The sequence below is a fragment of the Aeromonas ichthyocola genome (assembly GCF_046087985.1).
GTDB classification, from domain to species: domain Bacteria; phylum Pseudomonadota; class Gammaproteobacteria; order Enterobacterales; family Aeromonadaceae; genus Aeromonas; species Aeromonas rivipollensis.
On the sequence record NZ_JBJSWH010000002.1, the window covers coordinates 572626 to 587966 of the forward strand.

At 58.8% G+C, this 15341-nt stretch carries 11 protein-coding genes and 4 pseudogenes; 8 read left to right on the plus strand and 7 right to left on the minus strand.

From position 1 onward, the window contains the following. Positions 1–38: 38 nt before the first annotated feature. Entirely contained in the window at positions 39–767 is a 729-nt protein-coding gene (gene rpsB / locus ACF2JD_RS07290) for a 30S ribosomal protein S2 (RefSeq protein ID WP_025327917.1), read from the minus strand. A 359-nt stretch (positions 768–1126) separates the two neighbouring features. On the opposite strand from rpsB, the gene map reads away from it, so the two are divergent. From map to ACF2JD_RS07310, 4 genes are all read left to right on the plus strand, one after another. Next, on the plus strand, positions 1127–1915 hold the full coding sequence (gene map, locus ACF2JD_RS07295; RefSeq protein ID WP_025327918.1) for a type I methionyl aminopeptidase: 789 nt from the start codon (positions 1127–1129) through the stop codon (positions 1913–1915). A gap of 85 nt (positions 1916–2000) precedes the next feature. Continuing rightward, positions 2001–4658 carry a bifunctional uridylyltransferase/uridylyl-removing protein GlnD gene (gene glnD, locus ACF2JD_RS07300; RefSeq protein WP_440987091.1) on the plus strand — a complete coding sequence of 886 codons (2658 nt, stop codon included), beginning with the start codon at positions 2001–2003 and terminating at the stop codon, positions 4656–4658. A gap of 176 nt (positions 4659–4834) precedes the next feature. Next, positions 4835–5662 carry a 2,3,4,5-tetrahydropyridine-2,6-dicarboxylate N-succinyltransferase gene (dapD, locus tag ACF2JD_RS07305; RefSeq protein ID WP_429098669.1) on the plus strand — a complete coding sequence of 276 codons (828 nt, stop codon included), beginning with the start codon at positions 4835–4837 and terminating at the stop codon, positions 5660–5662. A gap of 122 nt (positions 5663–5784) precedes the next feature. Then, positions 5785–6168 (plus strand): DUF3461 family protein, encoded by a 384-nt coding sequence (locus ACF2JD_RS07310; RefSeq protein WP_005330793.1) that lies wholly within the window; start codon positions 5785–5787, stop codon positions 6166–6168. A gap of 250 nt (positions 6169–6418) precedes the next feature. On the opposite strand, the gene ptsG is transcribed toward ACF2JD_RS07310, so the two are convergent. The 6 genes and pseudogenes from ptsG to ACF2JD_RS07340 form a co-directional block, all read right to left on the minus strand. After that, positions 6419–7849, minus strand: a complete 1431-nt coding sequence (gene ptsG / locus ACF2JD_RS07315; RefSeq protein WP_005330791.1) for a PTS glucose transporter subunit IIBC — start codon at positions 7847–7849, stop codon at positions 6419–6421. A gap of 429 nt (positions 7850–8278) precedes the next feature. Next, positions 8279–9253 (minus strand): MalM family protein, encoded by a 975-nt coding sequence (locus ACF2JD_RS07320; RefSeq protein WP_440987092.1) that lies wholly within the window; start codon positions 9251–9253, stop codon positions 8279–8281. A 90-nt stretch (positions 9254–9343) separates the two neighbouring features. Next, positions 9344–10675 (minus strand): maltoporin, encoded by a 1332-nt coding sequence (locus tag ACF2JD_RS07325; RefSeq protein WP_394294606.1) that lies wholly within the window; start codon positions 10673–10675, stop codon positions 9344–9346. Between the two features lie 518 nt (positions 10676–11193). Further along, positions 11194–11634 (minus strand): flavodoxin, encoded by a 441-nt coding sequence (locus ACF2JD_RS07330; protein WP_440987093.1) that lies wholly within the window; start codon positions 11632–11634, stop codon positions 11194–11196. 185 nt (positions 11635–11819) lie between these two features. Then, a pseudogene (gene truC, locus ACF2JD_RS07335) lies at positions 11820–12567 on the minus strand (tRNA pseudouridine(65) synthase TruC). A gap of 58 nt (positions 12568–12625) precedes the next feature. Beyond that, complete coding sequence (locus ACF2JD_RS07340; protein ID WP_025327927.1) at positions 12626–12961, minus strand: YqcC family protein; 336 nt, start codon at positions 12959–12961, stop codon at positions 12626–12628. A 212-nt stretch (positions 12962–13173) separates the two neighbouring features. On the opposite strand from ACF2JD_RS07340, the pseudogene ACF2JD_RS07345 reads away from it, so the two are divergent. From ACF2JD_RS07345 to ACF2JD_RS07360, 4 genes and pseudogenes are all read left to right on the plus strand, one after another. After that, positions 13174–14206 (plus strand): annotated as a pseudogene (locus ACF2JD_RS07345) (DUF3549 family protein). A 108-nt stretch (positions 14207–14314) separates the two neighbouring features. Next, a pseudogene (locus ACF2JD_RS07350) lies at positions 14315–14611 on the plus strand (DUF3301 domain-containing protein). A 72-nt stretch (positions 14612–14683) separates the two neighbouring features. Further along, positions 14684–14918: pseudogene (locus ACF2JD_RS07355) on the plus strand (DUF2789 family protein). Positions 14919–15027: 109 nt separating this feature from the next. Continuing rightward, positions 15028–15333 (plus strand): DNA-binding protein, encoded by a 306-nt coding sequence (locus tag ACF2JD_RS07360; protein ID WP_440987094.1) that lies wholly within the window; start codon positions 15028–15030, stop codon positions 15331–15333. Positions 15334–15341 lie beyond the last annotated feature (8 nt).

A 15341-nucleotide genomic window follows, 5' to 3' on the forward strand; every position in this document is an offset into this window, starting at 1 on the left:
ATCAGCTTGGTTAATAAGGGCTTTACAGTCCTTATCAATTACTCAGCTTCAACGAAGCCATCTTGTTCGGCTTGAACAACGATGTCCTGAGCGCGAGCTTCCAGTACGGTGTCAGCAGCAGCATTCAGGTACAGCTGTACGGCACGGATAGCGTCGTCGTTACCCGGGATGACATAGTCAACGCCGTCCGGGTTGGAGTTGGTATCAACGATGGAAACTACCGGGATACCCAGGTTATTGGCTTCTTTGATAGCGATGTGCTCGTGGTCGGCATCGACAACGAACAGAACGTCAGGCAGGCCGCCCATGTTCTTGATACCACCCAGGCTCTTCTCCAGCTTGTCCATTTCGCGAGTACGCATCAGCGCCTCTTTCTTGGTCAGCTTGTCGAAGGTACCGTCCTGGCTCTGGGTTTCCAGATCTTTCAGGCGCTTGATGGACTGACGAACGGTTTTCCAGTTGGTCAGCATGCCGCCCAGCCAGCGGTGGTTAACATAGAACTGGTCGCAACGCTCAGCGGCTTCTTTTACGGCTTCAGACGCGGCACGCTTGGTACCTACAAACAGGACCTTGCCCTTCTTGGCAGCTACGGAGCTGATGAAGTTCATGGCATCGTCAAACATCGGAACGGTTTTTTCCAAGTTGATGATGTGAACCTTGCTGCGGGCGCCGAAGATGTAGGACTTCATTTTCGGGTTCCAGTAACGAGTCTGGTGACCGAAGTGAACGCCGGCTTGCAGCATGTCGCGCATAGAAACTTTAGCCATTTTATACCTCTGTATTGGGGTTAGGCCTCCACACATCCCATGTAACCGACCCCAAAGGGGCACCCCGGTACAGGTGTCGATGTGTGTGTGTTATTGATTAAGGGTGATGGCATGAGGACACAAGTTCCCCATTCCGGCGCGCTTTATACCATAACTTTGGTCAGGACACCACCAGATGGACCGCTAAAAATGGATCCCGGCGAGGGCTGCGACCGCTGGATGACGTTGCGATGACGATCACACTGGAAGTAAACGGGGGTTGGGGATAAAATTTTGCCCTGATTGCAAACGCATCTATTTTTCATTACCTGATTGTTGGGCATCGGCAGGATGCGCAGTCGGGCCCCAAGAGAGATCCCATGTCCATTAAAATCAAGACACCGGAAGAGATTGAAAAGATGCGCATTGCCGGCCAGCTGGCCGCCGATGTGCTGGTCATGATCGCCCCCCATGTCAAGGCTGGCGTCACCACAGACGAGCTGAACACCCTGTGCCACAACCATATCGTCGAGGTACAGCAGGCCATTCCCGCGCCGCTCAACTATCACGGCTTCCCCAAGTCCATCTGCACCTCGGTCAATGATGTGATCTGCCACGGCATCCCCAATCACAAGAAGCTGCGGGAAGGGGACATCATCAACCTGGACATCACCGTCATCAAGGATGGCTACCACGGCGATACCTCCGCCATGTTCATCGTGGGCCAGACCACGCCCCTGCGTCGCCAGCTGTGCAAGGTGGCGCAAGATAGCCTGTACGCCGCCATCAAGCAGGTGCGTCCCGGCATGTGCATCACAGAGATAGGCGCCGTGATCCAGCCCATCGTCGAGCAGGCCGGTTTCTCCGTGGTACGTGACTACTGCGGCCACGGCATCGGCAGCGAGTTCCACGAAGAGCCGCAGATCCTGCACTACCGCAATGGCGGCAAGCTGGAACTCAAACCGGGCATGTGCTTCACCATAGAGCCCATGGTCAACAGCAAGAAGTATCATTGCCGCATCAATCCCAAGGATGGCTGGACCGTCACCACCAAGGACGGCGGCGACTCCGCCCAGTGGGAACACACCCTGCTGGTCACCGAGGATGGCTGCGAGGTGCTCACCCTGCGCCCCGACGACACTATCGACCGCGTCATCAAACACAGCTAACATCGAACCCCGGCCCTGACCTCAAAGCGCCGGGGTTTTTACTGCCCGTTCCAGCCGTTTGCCTGCCACTTGTGTGTGAGATGCCATGGATGCCAGTCTGCTTTCCCCCCACCTGTTACCCGACGACCAGCTCACCCGTGACAACTGCAAGGAGTATCTGAGCCGCTTCCTTGTCTGGCTGCACGAGCGCTTCGATGCCGGCGACAACATCATCGAACTGGTGGCCACCCGCTCCGAATACATGGATGCGCTGCTGACAAGGCTCTGGCACAAGTTCGGCTTCGACAAGACCAGCCTGACCCTGATCGCGGTGGGCGGCTATGGCCGGGGCGAACTGCACCCCCACTCCGACATCGACCTGCTCATCCTCTATGAAGGGGACGAGCTGGACGAGGTGCTGGGGCTGCGCATCGGCGAGTTCATCACCTTGCTGTGGGATCTCAAGCTGGAAGTCGGGCAATCGGTGCGCAACGTGAGCGAGTGCATCGAGCAGGGGCGCAGCGATATCACTGTCGCCACCAACCTTATCGAGGCGCGCTACATCACCGGGCGCCAGGCGGGCTTCGAGCAGTTGCAGGCCGCCACCCAGCCCCAGCACTTCTGGCCGAGCGAGGCCTTCTTTCGTGCCAAGCGCGAAGAGCAGAGCCTGCGCCACCAGCAGTTTCTCGGCACCGCCTACAAGCTGGAACCCGATCTCAAGAGCAATCCCGGCGGCCTTCGGGACATCCAGACCCTGGCCTGGGTCGCCCGCCGCCACTTCGGCGCTACCACACTGTTCGAGATGACCAGCCACGGTTTCCTCAACCGGGCCGAGTACCGCGAGCTGCTCGACTGCCAGAACTTCCTGTGGAAGGTGCGTTTCGCCCTGCACATGGCCATCAACAAGGGGGACAACCGCCTCTTGTTCGATCGCCAGCGCACCGTGGCCCAGATGCTGGGGTTCGAGGGGGAAGGCAACGGCCCGGTCGAGCAGATGATGAAGCGTTTCTATCAGACGGTCAGACGGGTGGCCGAGCTCAACGAGATGCTGCTGCAGCTGTTTGACGAGGCCATCCTCGGCAACACCGCCATGGATGTGCGCCGCATCAGCGACGAGTTCCAGCTTCGTGGCCGCCTCATCGATGCGGTGGACTCCGAGCTGTTTGGCCGCGACCCCGCCGCCATACTGCGGCTCTTCTACCAGATAGCCCAGCACCCGGACATCGCCGGCATCCACTCCGCCACCCTGCGCCAGTTACGGGAGGCCAGACGCACCCTCAGCTGCTGGCTGCAGGACTTGCCCGAATGCCGTCGTCTGTTCATGGCGCTGCTGCGCCACCCCAACGGCATCGGCCAGCCCCTCACTCTTATGCATAAGTACGGGATCCTCGCGGCCTATCTGCCCCAGTGGAACCTCATCGTCGGCCAGATGCAGTTCGACATGTTCCACGCCTACACGGTCGATGAGCACACCCATCGCCTGCTCCAGAACATCCATCGCTTCCCCAACACGGCCAGCCGCCAGACCCACCCGCTCTGCCACGAGGTGTTCACCCAGTTGCGCAAGCCGGAGTTGCTCAGCATCGCCGCCCTGTTCCACGACATCGCCAAGGGGCGGCGGGGGGATCACTCCGAGCTCGGCGCCGTCGATGCGCTGGAGTTCTGCCAGTTGCACGGGCTGGATCGCTACGAGAGCCGCCTGGTGGCCTGGCTGGTGCGCCATCACCTGCTGATGTCGGTCACCGCCCAGCGCCGCGACATCTACGATCCCGAGGTGGTCACCGACTTCGCCCACAAGGTGCGCGACGAACTGCACCTGGATCTGCTCTATTGCCTGACTGTGGCCGATATCTGCGCCACCAACGACACCCTGTGGAATGACTGGAAAGGCACCCTGCTGCGGGAGCTCTACTTCGCCACCCAGAAGGCGCTGCGCCAGGGGCTGGAAAACCCGCCGGACATGCGCCTCAAGATCCGAGAGAACCAGCGTCAGGCCAGGCAGATCCTGGCCCAGCGGGACGTGCCAGAGGAGGCAGTCAACGCCCTCTGGAACGACTTCAAGGCCGACTATTTCCTGCGCCACAGCCCGGAGCAGATCGCCTGGCATTGCCGCAAGATCATCGCGCACGGCGACAACCCGGCCCCCCTGGTGCTCATCGGCAAGCACCCCATCCGGGGCGGCAGCGAGGTGTTCATCTATTGCCGCGACACCCCGAATCTGTTCGCTACCGTGGCCTCGGCGCTGGATCAGAAGAACCTCAACATCCACGACGCCCAGATCATGAATTCGCGCAACGACTATGTGCTGGACACCTTCATCGTGCTCGAACCCAATGGCGAGCCCATCAGCCCCAACCGCACCGCCACCATCAAGAAGGCGCTGGAGAAGGCGCTGCAGGAGCCGGGCAAGCTGGTGCTGCGCAACAAGCCCCTGTCACGGCGCCACCGCCAGTTCAGCGTGCCGACCCGGGTGGTCTTCCTGCCCCGCACTTCACCCACGAAGGGGGAGAGCCGCCACACCCTGCTGGAGCTGACCGCCCTGGATACCCCGGGCCTGCTGGCCCGCATCGGTGCCGTCTTCCAGCAGTGCGGCATCGAATTACATGCCGCCAAGATCACCACCATAGGCGAGCGGGTAGAAGACTTCTTCAGCCTCACCACCCTCGAAGGCGAGCCGCTGAACCAGGCCGAACAGCAGGCGCTGGAGGAGCGACTGGTCAATCAGCTCAACCCGCAGGAGCAGGGGGACGAGGAGGGGCGATAAGGCCCGGGAAAGGCTTCACAAGACGCCGTTTATCGTTCTTATTTATCAATCAGAACAAGTGGTTGGGCCACTCAAGTACAATAAACCGCCTTTCTTTTGAAGAAATCGGCCAGAGCCCTTAAAAACGATTGGAAAAGTGTGATACAACAAACAGAATTTTTTAAAGGAAACCTGTCATGACCCAGTTGCAACAGACCATCGAAGCGGCCTTCGAGCGCCGTGATTCCATCACCCCCGGCTCCGTCGATGCCGCCACCAAGGCCGCCATCCTGGAGGCCATCGATCTGCTGGACTCCGGCAAGGCCCGGGTCGCCGAGAAGATTGCCGGTGAGTGGGTCGTCCACCAGTGGCTGAAGAAGGCCGTGCTGCTCTACTTCCGCATCAATGACAACGGCATCATCAAGGGCGGCGACGCCCAGTACTACGACAAGGTTCCCCTCAAGTTCTCCGACTACACCGCAGAGCAGTTCAAGGCGGCGGGCGTGCGCGTGGTGCCGCCGGCCACCGCTCGCAAGGGCTCCTTCATCGCCCCCAATACAGTGCTGATGCCCTCCTATGTCAACATCGGCGCCTTCGTCGATGAAGGCACCATGGTCGATACCTGGGCCACAGTGGGCTCCTGCGCCCAGATCGGCAAGAACGTGCACCTCTCCGGCGGCGTCGGCATAGGTGGCGTACTGGAGCCGCTGCAGGCCAATCCGACCATCATCGAGGACAACTGCTTCATCGGTGCCCGGTCAGAAGTGGTTGAAGGGGTGATCGTCGAGGAAGGTTCCGTCATCTCCATGGGCGTCTTCATCGGCCAGTCCACCCGCATCTATGACCGCGAAACCGGCGAGATCCACTATGGTCGCGTGCCGGCCGGTTCAGTGGTGGTCTCCGGCTCCCTGCCCTCCAAGTGCGGCAAGTACAGCCTGTATGCCGCCGTCATCGTCAAGAAGGTGGATGCCAAGACCCGTGCCAAGGTCGGCATCAACGCCCTGCTGCGTTCCATCGACGAGTAATCCGCGTTGTCGTGATTAAAAGGGCGCCTGATGGCGCCCTTTTTTATGGCGCTGTCACAGGCAAGCCATCAGGACTCGGTTAAGATAGATGGGTCAGGATCGTTTCAAACCGAGGAAGCCCGATGTACGAGAATCTGAAGAGCCTGGGGATCCAGGAGCCCACCTCAGTGGACAGCTATACCCTGCGCCAGGAAGCCAACCACGACATCCTCAAGATCTATTTCAAGAAGCAGAAGGGAGAGTTCTTCGCCAAGAGCGTCAAATTCAAGTATCCCCGCCAGCGCAAGACCATGCTGATAGACTCGGGCACCCATGAGTACAAGGATGTCACCGAGATCAACGCCAACCTCAAGTACGTGGTGGATGAGCTGGATAACCTGACCCAGGGCGTACACGTCGAGATCGATCAGGACATCAAGCAGAAAATCCTGCGCGACCTGCGCCATCTGGAAAAAGTGGTGCAGAACAAGATAAGCGAAATAGAGCGGGACCTGGAAAAACTCTAGGCAGTTTCCCACCCAGCAAAGGCGCCATCTGGCGCCTTTTTATTGGCTTGATTATGGCACTTTATTGGCATGACGGCCTTTGATGGCAACAGGATAAGCCAGCTACACATACTGCATCCCGTTGACATCTAAGCATGCACCATGGCTGAATATGCCTCTGTGCAGGCTCTTGAACACAAAGTCGCCAGAAACAGCAAAAAGGGAGGCTTGCGCCTCCCTTTTCAAGAACTCTGATATTCAGGCAACAGGATTAGTTGCTCTTCATCCAGATGTCCATGTCGGTTTTCAGGTTGTCGGACTTGGTACCGAAGATGGCCTGTACGCCGGAGCCAGCAACCACCACACCGGCGGCGCCCAGCTTCTTCAGACCAGCCTGGTCAACCTTGGCCACATCCTTCACGCCGACACGCAGACGGGTGATGCAGGCATCCAGGGAGGCGATGTTCTCTTTACCACCGAAGGCAGACACCAGGGCAGCAGACATCTCGTCTTTGCTTTGACCAACGGTCTCTTCGGCAGCTTCGTCTTCGCGACCCGGGGTTTTCAGGTTCATGGCACGGATCACCACGGTGAAGACCACGTAGTAGATGACGGCGTAGACCAGACCCAGACCGACCAGCAGCAGCATGTTGTCGGCACGGGGCGATTGCACCACGAAGTCGATGAAGCCGTTGGAGAAGGTGTGACCGTGTACGACCCCCAGGGAGTTGGTCAGGACGTAAGCCAGACCGGCCAGCAGGGCGTGAATCGCATACAGTACCGGTGCCACGAACAGGAAGGAGAATTCGATAGGCTCGGTGATACCGGTCAGGAAGGAGGTCAGGGCAGCGGACGCCATGATACCAACAATCTTGGCGCGGTTTTCCGGCTTGGCAGCGTGAGCGATGGCAAACGCAGCGGCAGGCAGACCGAACATCTTGAACAGGTAACCACCGGCCAGTTGACCGAAGCCGTTACCGGCAGCGCGGGAAGCGTCATCAGCAGTCAGGAAGCAGGTCATGATGCCGTGTACGGTTTCGCCAGCGGCGTTGACACAGGTACCCGCCTGATAGAAGAAGGGGACGTTCCAGATGTGGTGCAGACCGAACGGGATCAGGGAGCGCTCGACCACGCCGTAGATACCGAAGGCCAGTACCGGGTTCTGGTTGGCAGCCCAGTCGGAGAAGGCTCCGATGGCACCACCGATCGGCGGCCAGATGAAGGAGAGCACAACACCCAGGCCGATGGAAACGAAGCCGGTGATGATGGGCACGGCACGCTTACCGGCGAAGAAGCCAAGGTACTCGGGCAGCTGGATCTTGTAGAAGCGGTTGAACGCCCAGGCAGCGACACCACCGGCGAGGATACCCCCCAGCACACCGGTATCTATGCTCTCGACGCCCATCACAGGTGCCATGACCTTCAGGGTCGCGACCATGATGCCGTAGCCGACGATGGCAGACAGACCGGATACACCATCGTTATTGGTAAAGCCAAGTGCCACGCCGACGGCGAACAGCAGTGCCATCTGGCCAAACACTGAACCACCGGCCTGCTCCATCAGCTGGGAGACAATTTCCGGCAACCAGCTGAAGTGAGCAGCGCCCACCCCCAGCAGAATACCTGCAACGGGCAAGACCGATACGGGCAGCATCAGCGCCTTACCGACCTTTTGCAGATTAGAGAAAGCATTTTTTAACATGTGTGCGCTCCTGAATGGATTTTTTTCCGTCAACGACTCAGTGCAGCTATAGATGACGACCTTCTTCATCTGACGTTGTACTGGATGCGTTTCCCGGGTTGCTTATTTTGACCAACAGAATATAACCCAGCAGCTTTTAAAATGCCTGCACCGCACCCAAGGGAATAATAAATTTGGAGGAGAGATCACAAGATAATTAAATAAGGGGAAGGGAGGGAATCTTGAATATTATTTCGTATTGTTATAGTCACGCGGCAAAAAGAAAAGAATCACTTCAAAATAAATCACAGAGAAACGATACAATGCCAAAGGAAACTTATTGTAACTCAATGTAACGCATTGATGTTTTATATTATCCAGTCTACCGATTAAAAAGGCCTCCAACAAGGGAGGCCTGAAATAAATATTAGTCTACATATATTCAGTCATTCAGTTTTTTTGTGAACGCTTCACCGCATCAATAAAGACAGATTTCGCCTTGGTTGAACCGGCACGCTCGGCTTCACTCACGAGCTGCATCGCCTTGTCGATGTCCCCGGCCTTGACCGCTTTCTCGATCTGGCTGTTGTAGAAGGTCTCGGTCTCGCTCAGCATGGCGGGGGCTGGTGCGCTGGGGGTCGCGGCAACAGCGGCAGTGGTCGCCGCCGTCGCAGCCACGGCCGTCGTGGCCGGCTCGGCCTGACTCATCGCGACCTTGTCCGAATACTCGGGCTTGAACACGGCTTCCAGGCCCTGCCCCTTGGCCATATCGACAACCTCGAGTTGCAGCAGGCCCCAGGGGGAATGTGGGATGACGGGATCCTTGATATCCGGCTCGACAGTGCCATTGGCACGGGCAAACGCCTTGGCGGGATGCAATATGGTGGTGCTGCCGGACAGCTCGTCGGCCGGGGCATAGATCACCATGTAGGTTTCGGTCGCGGGATTGCCCGGCATGCTGCGGTCCACGAACACCTTGCCTTCGATCCTGTCATTGTCGAGCAGGTGGGCTGGCTGATACGTGAAGACAGATTCACCCAGCACGCGGGTTACCTTGAACTGGGCATCCAGCATGATCACCTTGGGCACGAGTACCGTCTTGCTCACCTGGGAGGCCAGGGTGATGGCCAGATTGCCGGTATTGGCCGGCAGACGATAGGCGGCAAAATAGCTCATCCCCTCGTCAAACTGATAGCTGGGTTGCTTGCCATCCAGGGTCAGCAGCGTGTCCCCCTCCGGCAGGGAGACATAATTTAATTCGTTGAATGCCTTGCAGCAGCTCGTCGTCTGAGCGAGCGCCTGCTTGGCCTGGTCGGCATTGCTCAGGATGGAGGCGTGCTCTTGCACGGGCACTACCATGCTACCGGAACAACCGGCCAACAGCGCGGTAACCACGGCCGCGATAGACATCTTTACCAGTTTCATTCTTCTTATCTCCATAACCCGGTTGCCAAATCCTGCTAAACAAAACTGCCCCCATCAGGGGGCAGTGACTAACTTAACTGAAGATATTGCTTACCACCAGGCTTCTGCTTGGACGCCGAAGTTCCAAGTGTCATCGGATGTACCGCCATTGAACGCATTACCCTTCATATCCTGCTTGTCTTGTGCAAGGTAAGAGGCAAACACGCGGATCTCCGGGCGGGCCCAGAAGCTGGAGCCGGCAGACCAGGCCTGCGCCAGAGTCAGCTTGTAACCAGAATCCTCAAGGGAAGAGCCATTGGTAGACTTGTTCTTGTCCTTGAAGTAGCCGCCTTCAAAGATGGTCTTGTTGAAGTCATCCCACTTGTACATCGGGCGAGCAACGACGGACATGGTTTCCCATTTGTCATTGCCAACCCACATCTCGTTGCCTACCCCGTAAACCAGCTGGTGACCCATCTCCCAGGAGTTGCCCATTGGGATCACACCGTGGTTGATGAAGCGGAAGCCATCTGCACCATCTTTGGCCTCGGCACCGTACCAGGAGCCGTCACCCCAGAAGGCAAACGCTTTGGAATAGCCTTCGGTACCGTACTGCAGCACGGTCTTGTTGAAGCCACCGAAGATGCCTTGGGTAAGCTCGGCGGTGAGCATGACACCATCCTTGGCATTCTTATACTGCGGATTGGCCGAATCTTTTTGGGCATCGGATGGATTGGCAATCGCATAATCTACGCCAACTTCCAGTGAACCGTCTTGCCACAGCGGGATGCCAGCATAACGCAGATCCAGCGTGTTGACGTTCAGCTCATCATTGTATGTCCAACCATCACTCGTACCACTGCGGTCGTTGCGAACCCAGGCGAAGGAAACCTTGCCAGGACCGGCCTGGATGCCTTCGATACCGGCACCGGCACCGGAGATGTTCCAGTAGTAGAAGTCAGAGATGTGGACGTCATGACGTTGGTAGTAGCGCTTACCGGCCCAGAGGGTGGCTTCCGGTGCAAAGCCCAGCAGGCCCTTGGCTTGTACGTTGAACTGACGCAGAGCAAAAGTAGCGTCTTCCTTGTTTTCACATCCGTCCAATGTAGTGCCATCGGCGGAGGTACATTGGAATCGAGACTCTGTGGATTCCCAGTCATTAGAGCCATTGGATGTCATTGCAACCATGGAGTCCACATAGAAAGTCTTGCCATCTTTATTGAAGACTTCCTGACCCAGTTGCACTTCACCGTAGGTGTCAGCCTCATTACCCAGACGACCAACTTTCTGCTTTGCATTATCTGACAAACCAGTCTGCATGCTTCCATCTTCGGAAACACCAACACCTGAACGGAAGTAGCCGTGGAAATCAACGGCGAAGGCGGCTTGAGAAGCCAGGGCAGCGGTTACTGCTGCTGCAATCGGGAGCCACTTTGCTTTCATTTTCATTTTCCTTATTCCCGCTGGGAGTGTGATCCTGATATTCAAGTTCTTATCACTGAAAAACGTTTCAGCGATAACCGGGGTCGATTATATGTAGCCAATTTCACGACAAACATGAGCTGATTCACAAAACGGTGACAAATCGCGCGGCCTCACCCCAGAGGACGCATATAAAGGCAAAAAAAGCAAAAACAAGCAATAAAACACCAACAATCACCAGCGCAAAGAAAAATAACACCAAAGAAAGCGCTTTCAACTATTAATTTGCGATGAAGATTAAGTGAATAATCAGTCGCGCCGTGACGAAAACATGATTGAAATCGCTTTCAGTGCGGAACTTTTAATTTTCTGATGTGTCGCAGTTCTGATGAATATGGGTCTGAGGAATCCGATCTGGCAGGGGAAAATAACCGGATAAAGTGCGGGATATATTTCAAGGAAGGTTAAGTGAGTCCCAAAATAACACTCCCCCGTCAGCACGCTCACGGGGAGAAATTTAAAATACGAAGGCAATCCGGCTAGAGTCTATTTTCCCAGCTTTTCAACCAGGCCAGCGCCGCGACCTCAGGCTCATCCTCCAGTGTCGCGTCTATCTCAAGGCGCGGTACCAGGGCGTCGGCGGCCAGTTCCTGCAGCAGTTCATCGAGCCTGCGTCCGGCACCGCAGAAGTGTTCATAGCTGCTGTCCCCCATGGCGATGAGGGCATAACGCCATCCCTTCATATAGGGGGCGCGATCGGCCAGGGCCGTGGCGAAGGGTTGCAGATTGGGAGGAATATCCCCCTGCCCCGTGGTGGCGCTGACGATCAGCAAGAAGCGGGATTGGTCTATGTCGGTCAGCTCGGCTTCGTCGAAGAGCTGGCAGACATGCCCCTGGGCTTGCAGGTGATCCCGCAGTGTCTCGGCCACCAGCATGGCCGAGCCGTAGACGGTGCCGACCAGGATATCGATGTCGGCCATCAGCGACTCCTCGAACGAAGCAGAGGGCCCGACTCTGGCATCATGCCCGGAGTCTTGGCCCCGGACAGGGTCTGGGCGCGCGGGGTTGCTGGCGGGGTATCTCGTTGAGTCATAAGTGGTTCCTCTGACGGGCGTGGCCTACAGCATGCCACAGCCCGGTCAGAGGCCACAAATCATGACGGGTATCAGGCGCCGTAGTCGCTCTCGCTGGCGGGCCACCCCAGCCTGGCGAACAGGCCCAACACTTCAGGGCCGAGTGGCGCCTGGATCCGCATCGGCACCTTGAGCACAGGGTGCTCGAAGCTCAAGCGGTGGGCGACCAGCAGCAGCCGCTCGCAACCATAGTGCTCGCGAAAGAAGCGATTATGGCGGCCATCACCATGGGTGGTGTCACCGACTATGGGGTGGAACAGGTGATCCAGATGACGACGCAGCTGATGCTTGCGGCCCGTCTTGGGGAAGAGCCGAACCAGACTGTAGCGGCTGGTAGGATGCTTCTTGGAGACGGCGTGGGGCAGCTCGACCTGATGCAGACGACGGAACGTCGTCACCGCCTCCTGGGCGGGGCGATCTGGGCTGCTCATGGCATCGGCTATCTTGTCCAGCTGCTCCTTGAGGGGATAGTCGATCAGCCCCTGCTCGGGGGCCCAGCCCCGCACCAGCGCCAGGTACTCCTTGTGTACCCGACGGGCGGCAAACGCCTCGGTCAGGGTCCGGGCCACGGCGGGATCGAGGGCAAACAGCAACACCCCTGAGGTGGGCCTTGTCGAGCCGGTGCACGGGGTAGACATGACGCCCCCCGATAAGATCCCGGGTCATCTGCATGGCGAAACGGGTCTCGGCCTTGTCGAGCCAGCTGCGATGCACCAGCAGGCCCGACGGCTTGTTGACCGCCACCAGCCACTCATCCTGGTAGAGCAGGGTCAGTTTCATGCCGCCACCCGGGTATCACCAATGAAGCGCGCCGCGGCCAGGGCAGGCAGGGGATTGATCATTGCTCCACCACTTTTCCGGTCAGCAGCAGATCGAAACGACCGATGAGGCGCAGCAGCCCGGCCACCTCGGCCAGCTCGTCCTTGTAGGCTTCGCTCGCCATGGGATAGAGGGATACGCTGGTGGGCAGCGGCGCCTGCAGCAGCACCAGCTGCTCCATGCGCGGTATCAGCACGAACTGCAACCATTGATCGAAGCTCAGGGTATCGACGCAAAACGGCAGCTCGCTCGCCAGCGCCTCGGCCCCCGGATGTTCGGCTTGCCAGCGTTCGAGGCGTTGCAACTCGGCGGTGAGTTCACCCAGCAGACCGGCGACCAGCAAATATTGATTCATCTCGTCCTCTTCCTCGTCTCGACGATCATCCCGCTGCCAGAGGGCAGGGATCCCGTCTTCTTCAAACACGCGTGCCAAAAAGGGGCGTTACTATACACCGCCCCCGGGGTCGCTGCCATGCTGCCATCACTTTCATGGCTCGCACCTGCACCACTGGCTATCTGATGCAGCCTCCTTATAATCGCCCGCATCACATTCAGCCGGATGCTTTCATGTCTGCCATCAATACCCTGACCGAATTCCTGACCCAGGCCGAGACCCAGTTCCAGCTGTTCGACATGGGCCGCCAGGTGCGCCCGCTGGCGAGCGATCTCTTCGTTCGCATCGAACAGCAGCAGGAGCCCTACCCCTGGCCACTGCAACAGCATGCCTGGCTCGGCGTGCACTTCTTCCAGCCAGCCGAATCCAGGCACTACCTCTGGTTCCTCAAGTTTGCCCTCGACGAGCATGGCCTGCTCATCGCCAGCGGCCCCAAGCACTTCATGGATCAGGTGGTCGAGACCCTGGGCTACAAGCTCACCGGCGATCTGGACGAGGAGAAGGCGCAGCGACTGGCCGACAACCCCTACACCTTCCGGCCGGCCGAGGCCAAGATGGCCAGCCTGCATGCCAAGCTGGCCCGTCAGCTGGAGCAGGCGCCTTCCGCCTACTACGAGGCCCTCTGCCACTACCTGGCGGCGCCGGGGGAGAAGAGGGGTGGCAGGCCCTGGGGCTGCAAGGCTTCGCCGATCTGGCGGAGCGGCTGCAGGATGAACGCAATCTGGCCCTGGTGTGCAAGGCGCTGCCAAGGCTGCCTCAGGAGCCGCTCTACGCCCTGTGCCAGAGCCTGGAAAACGCCCCCCTGCCCCCGGCGCTGCAAGGTGCCCTGCTCGAGCGCATCGGCAAGGAGCAGGAGTGCGCGGCCCCCAGTGCCGAGACCCTGGCCTACCTGTGCCGGGCACTGGCCTCCTGCTCAGGCAATGCCTTGCGCACCAACAAGCTGCTGACCCTGCTGCAAACCCAGCCGAGCCCTGCGCTACTGCTCGCCATTGCGGGCCGGCTTTGGCCCGATCTGAAAGATGCCAATCTGCTCAGCCACTATCTGGAACAGCTGGCACTGCAACCGACCCAGTTCTTCAATCAGGTTTTTGCCGAGCTGGTGACACTTTACCGGCCCTGCGCAATGATATGCTGGCCAGACTGCGTGACCCCGAGCGCAGCGATGCGCTGGGCAAGGCCATCGGCCGTCTGTTTGCCTCGGCCTGATACCTCGCCTCCCCCTCACGCCACGAGGCAACACGGCGGGAAATAGCAGGGATCGGGAGTGCCGAACAGGACTCCGGTTATCGACATCACGATAAGGAAGCCCGCCTGATGGGAGAGATGCTCGGAATTTTGTTGCTGATTGCCGTAGCCGGCCTGTTCTGGCTGCAGCGCCAACAGGCAGGAGTGGCCTGGCAATACATGCGCCGCTACTGCCAGCACCATGATCTGCAACTGCTGTCGCTGGCCCGCAACCGGCGCGCTGGCCACAGGCCCTGCGGCTGCTGACCCACTATCAGTTTGAATTCTCCAGCGATGGCGAGAGCCACTATCAGGGCACCCTCAAGCATGCAGGGGCTGCACATCGTAGGCGTCGAGCTGCCGCCCCATCGAATCCCCTCAGCCTGATCCCCAATCTGGGCAAGGCCCGATGGCTGTGCCTGGCTATAATCTCAGGGATTAAACAAAGGGAGAGACGAGATGGAACCCCTTGTCCACGATCTGCCAGCCCTGTTTGCCCAGCTGGGATGGCCAACGACGAGCTGAGCCTGCACCGCTTTGTGCACGACCATCACCTGGACAATCAGACCCTGTTGCCGGAGGCCAGCTTCTGGAGCCCCGCCCAGGCCAGTTTCTGCGCGACGCCCTGTGGAATGACTCCGACTGGTGCGAAGCCATCGACCAGCTGGACGTGATGCTGCGCCAGCCCCGCTGAGCCGCCCGCCCGCTTTCTCCCCTGCCGGGCTTTGGTTAAGATGCCGCCCTGGCTTCCCCCACCTCAACAATCGATCCCCCTTGGCGCCGCTTTCCTGATGAGCAGGCTTATGTCCGCCCAAGCAGAGATCATCCGAATTGCCAACGAGCTGGCCGCCAAGGGCCTGACCCCCTCCACTGCCATGGTCAAGGCCCGCCTCAGTCAGCCCGTGCCCATGGCCGAGCTGCTGAAAGTGCTGAGCCAGTGGAAGCAGCAGCCCCATCGCGACCAGCCGAGAGCGCAGATGGTCCTGCCAGAGGCTGTGCCGCAGCCGGCACCGGAGCTCACCCTGCAGCAACTCGCCGAACAGCTCGCACGCCTCGAGCAGAAGGTCGATCGCCTGACCGCCCTGCTGCTCAAACAGCAGCAGGATTGATGCCTCCC

Coding starts and splice junctions, on each gene's coding strand:
- dapD (WP_429098669.1), top strand. CDS start 4,835: ATGACCCAGTTGCAACAGACCATCGAAGCGGCCTTCGAGCGCCGTGAT.
- ACF2JD_RS07325 (WP_394294606.1), bottom strand. CDS start 10,675: ATGAAAGCAAAGTGGCTCCCGATTGCAGCAGCAGTAACCGCTGCCCTG.
- rpsB (WP_025327917.1), bottom strand. CDS start 767: ATGGCTAAAGTTTCTATGCGCGACATGCTGCAAGCCGGCGTTCACTTC.
- ACF2JD_RS07330 (WP_440987093.1), bottom strand. CDS start 11,634: ATGGCCGACATCGATATCCTGGTCGGCACCGTCTACGGCTCGGCCATG.
- ACF2JD_RS07320 (WP_440987092.1), bottom strand. CDS start 9,253: ATGAAACTGGTAAAGATGTCTATCGCGGCCGTGGTTACCGCGCTGTTG.
- ACF2JD_RS07360 (WP_440987094.1), top strand. CDS start 15,028: ATGTCCGCCCAAGCAGAGATCATCCGAATTGCCAACGAGCTGGCCGCC.
- ACF2JD_RS07310 (WP_005330793.1), top strand. CDS start 5,785: ATGTACGAGAATCTGAAGAGCCTGGGGATCCAGGAGCCCACCTCAGTG.
- map (WP_025327918.1), top strand. CDS start 1,127: ATGTCCATTAAAATCAAGACACCGGAAGAGATTGAAAAGATGCGCATT.
- ACF2JD_RS07340 (WP_025327927.1), bottom strand. CDS start 12,961: ATGAATCAATATTTGCTGGTCGCCGGTCTGCTGGGTGAACTCACCGCC.
- ptsG (WP_005330791.1), bottom strand. CDS start 7,849: ATGTTAAAAAATGCTTTCTCTAATCTGCAAAAGGTCGGTAAGGCGCTG.
- glnD (WP_440987091.1), top strand. CDS start 2,001: ATGGATGCCAGTCTGCTTTCCCCCCACCTGTTACCCGACGACCAGCTC.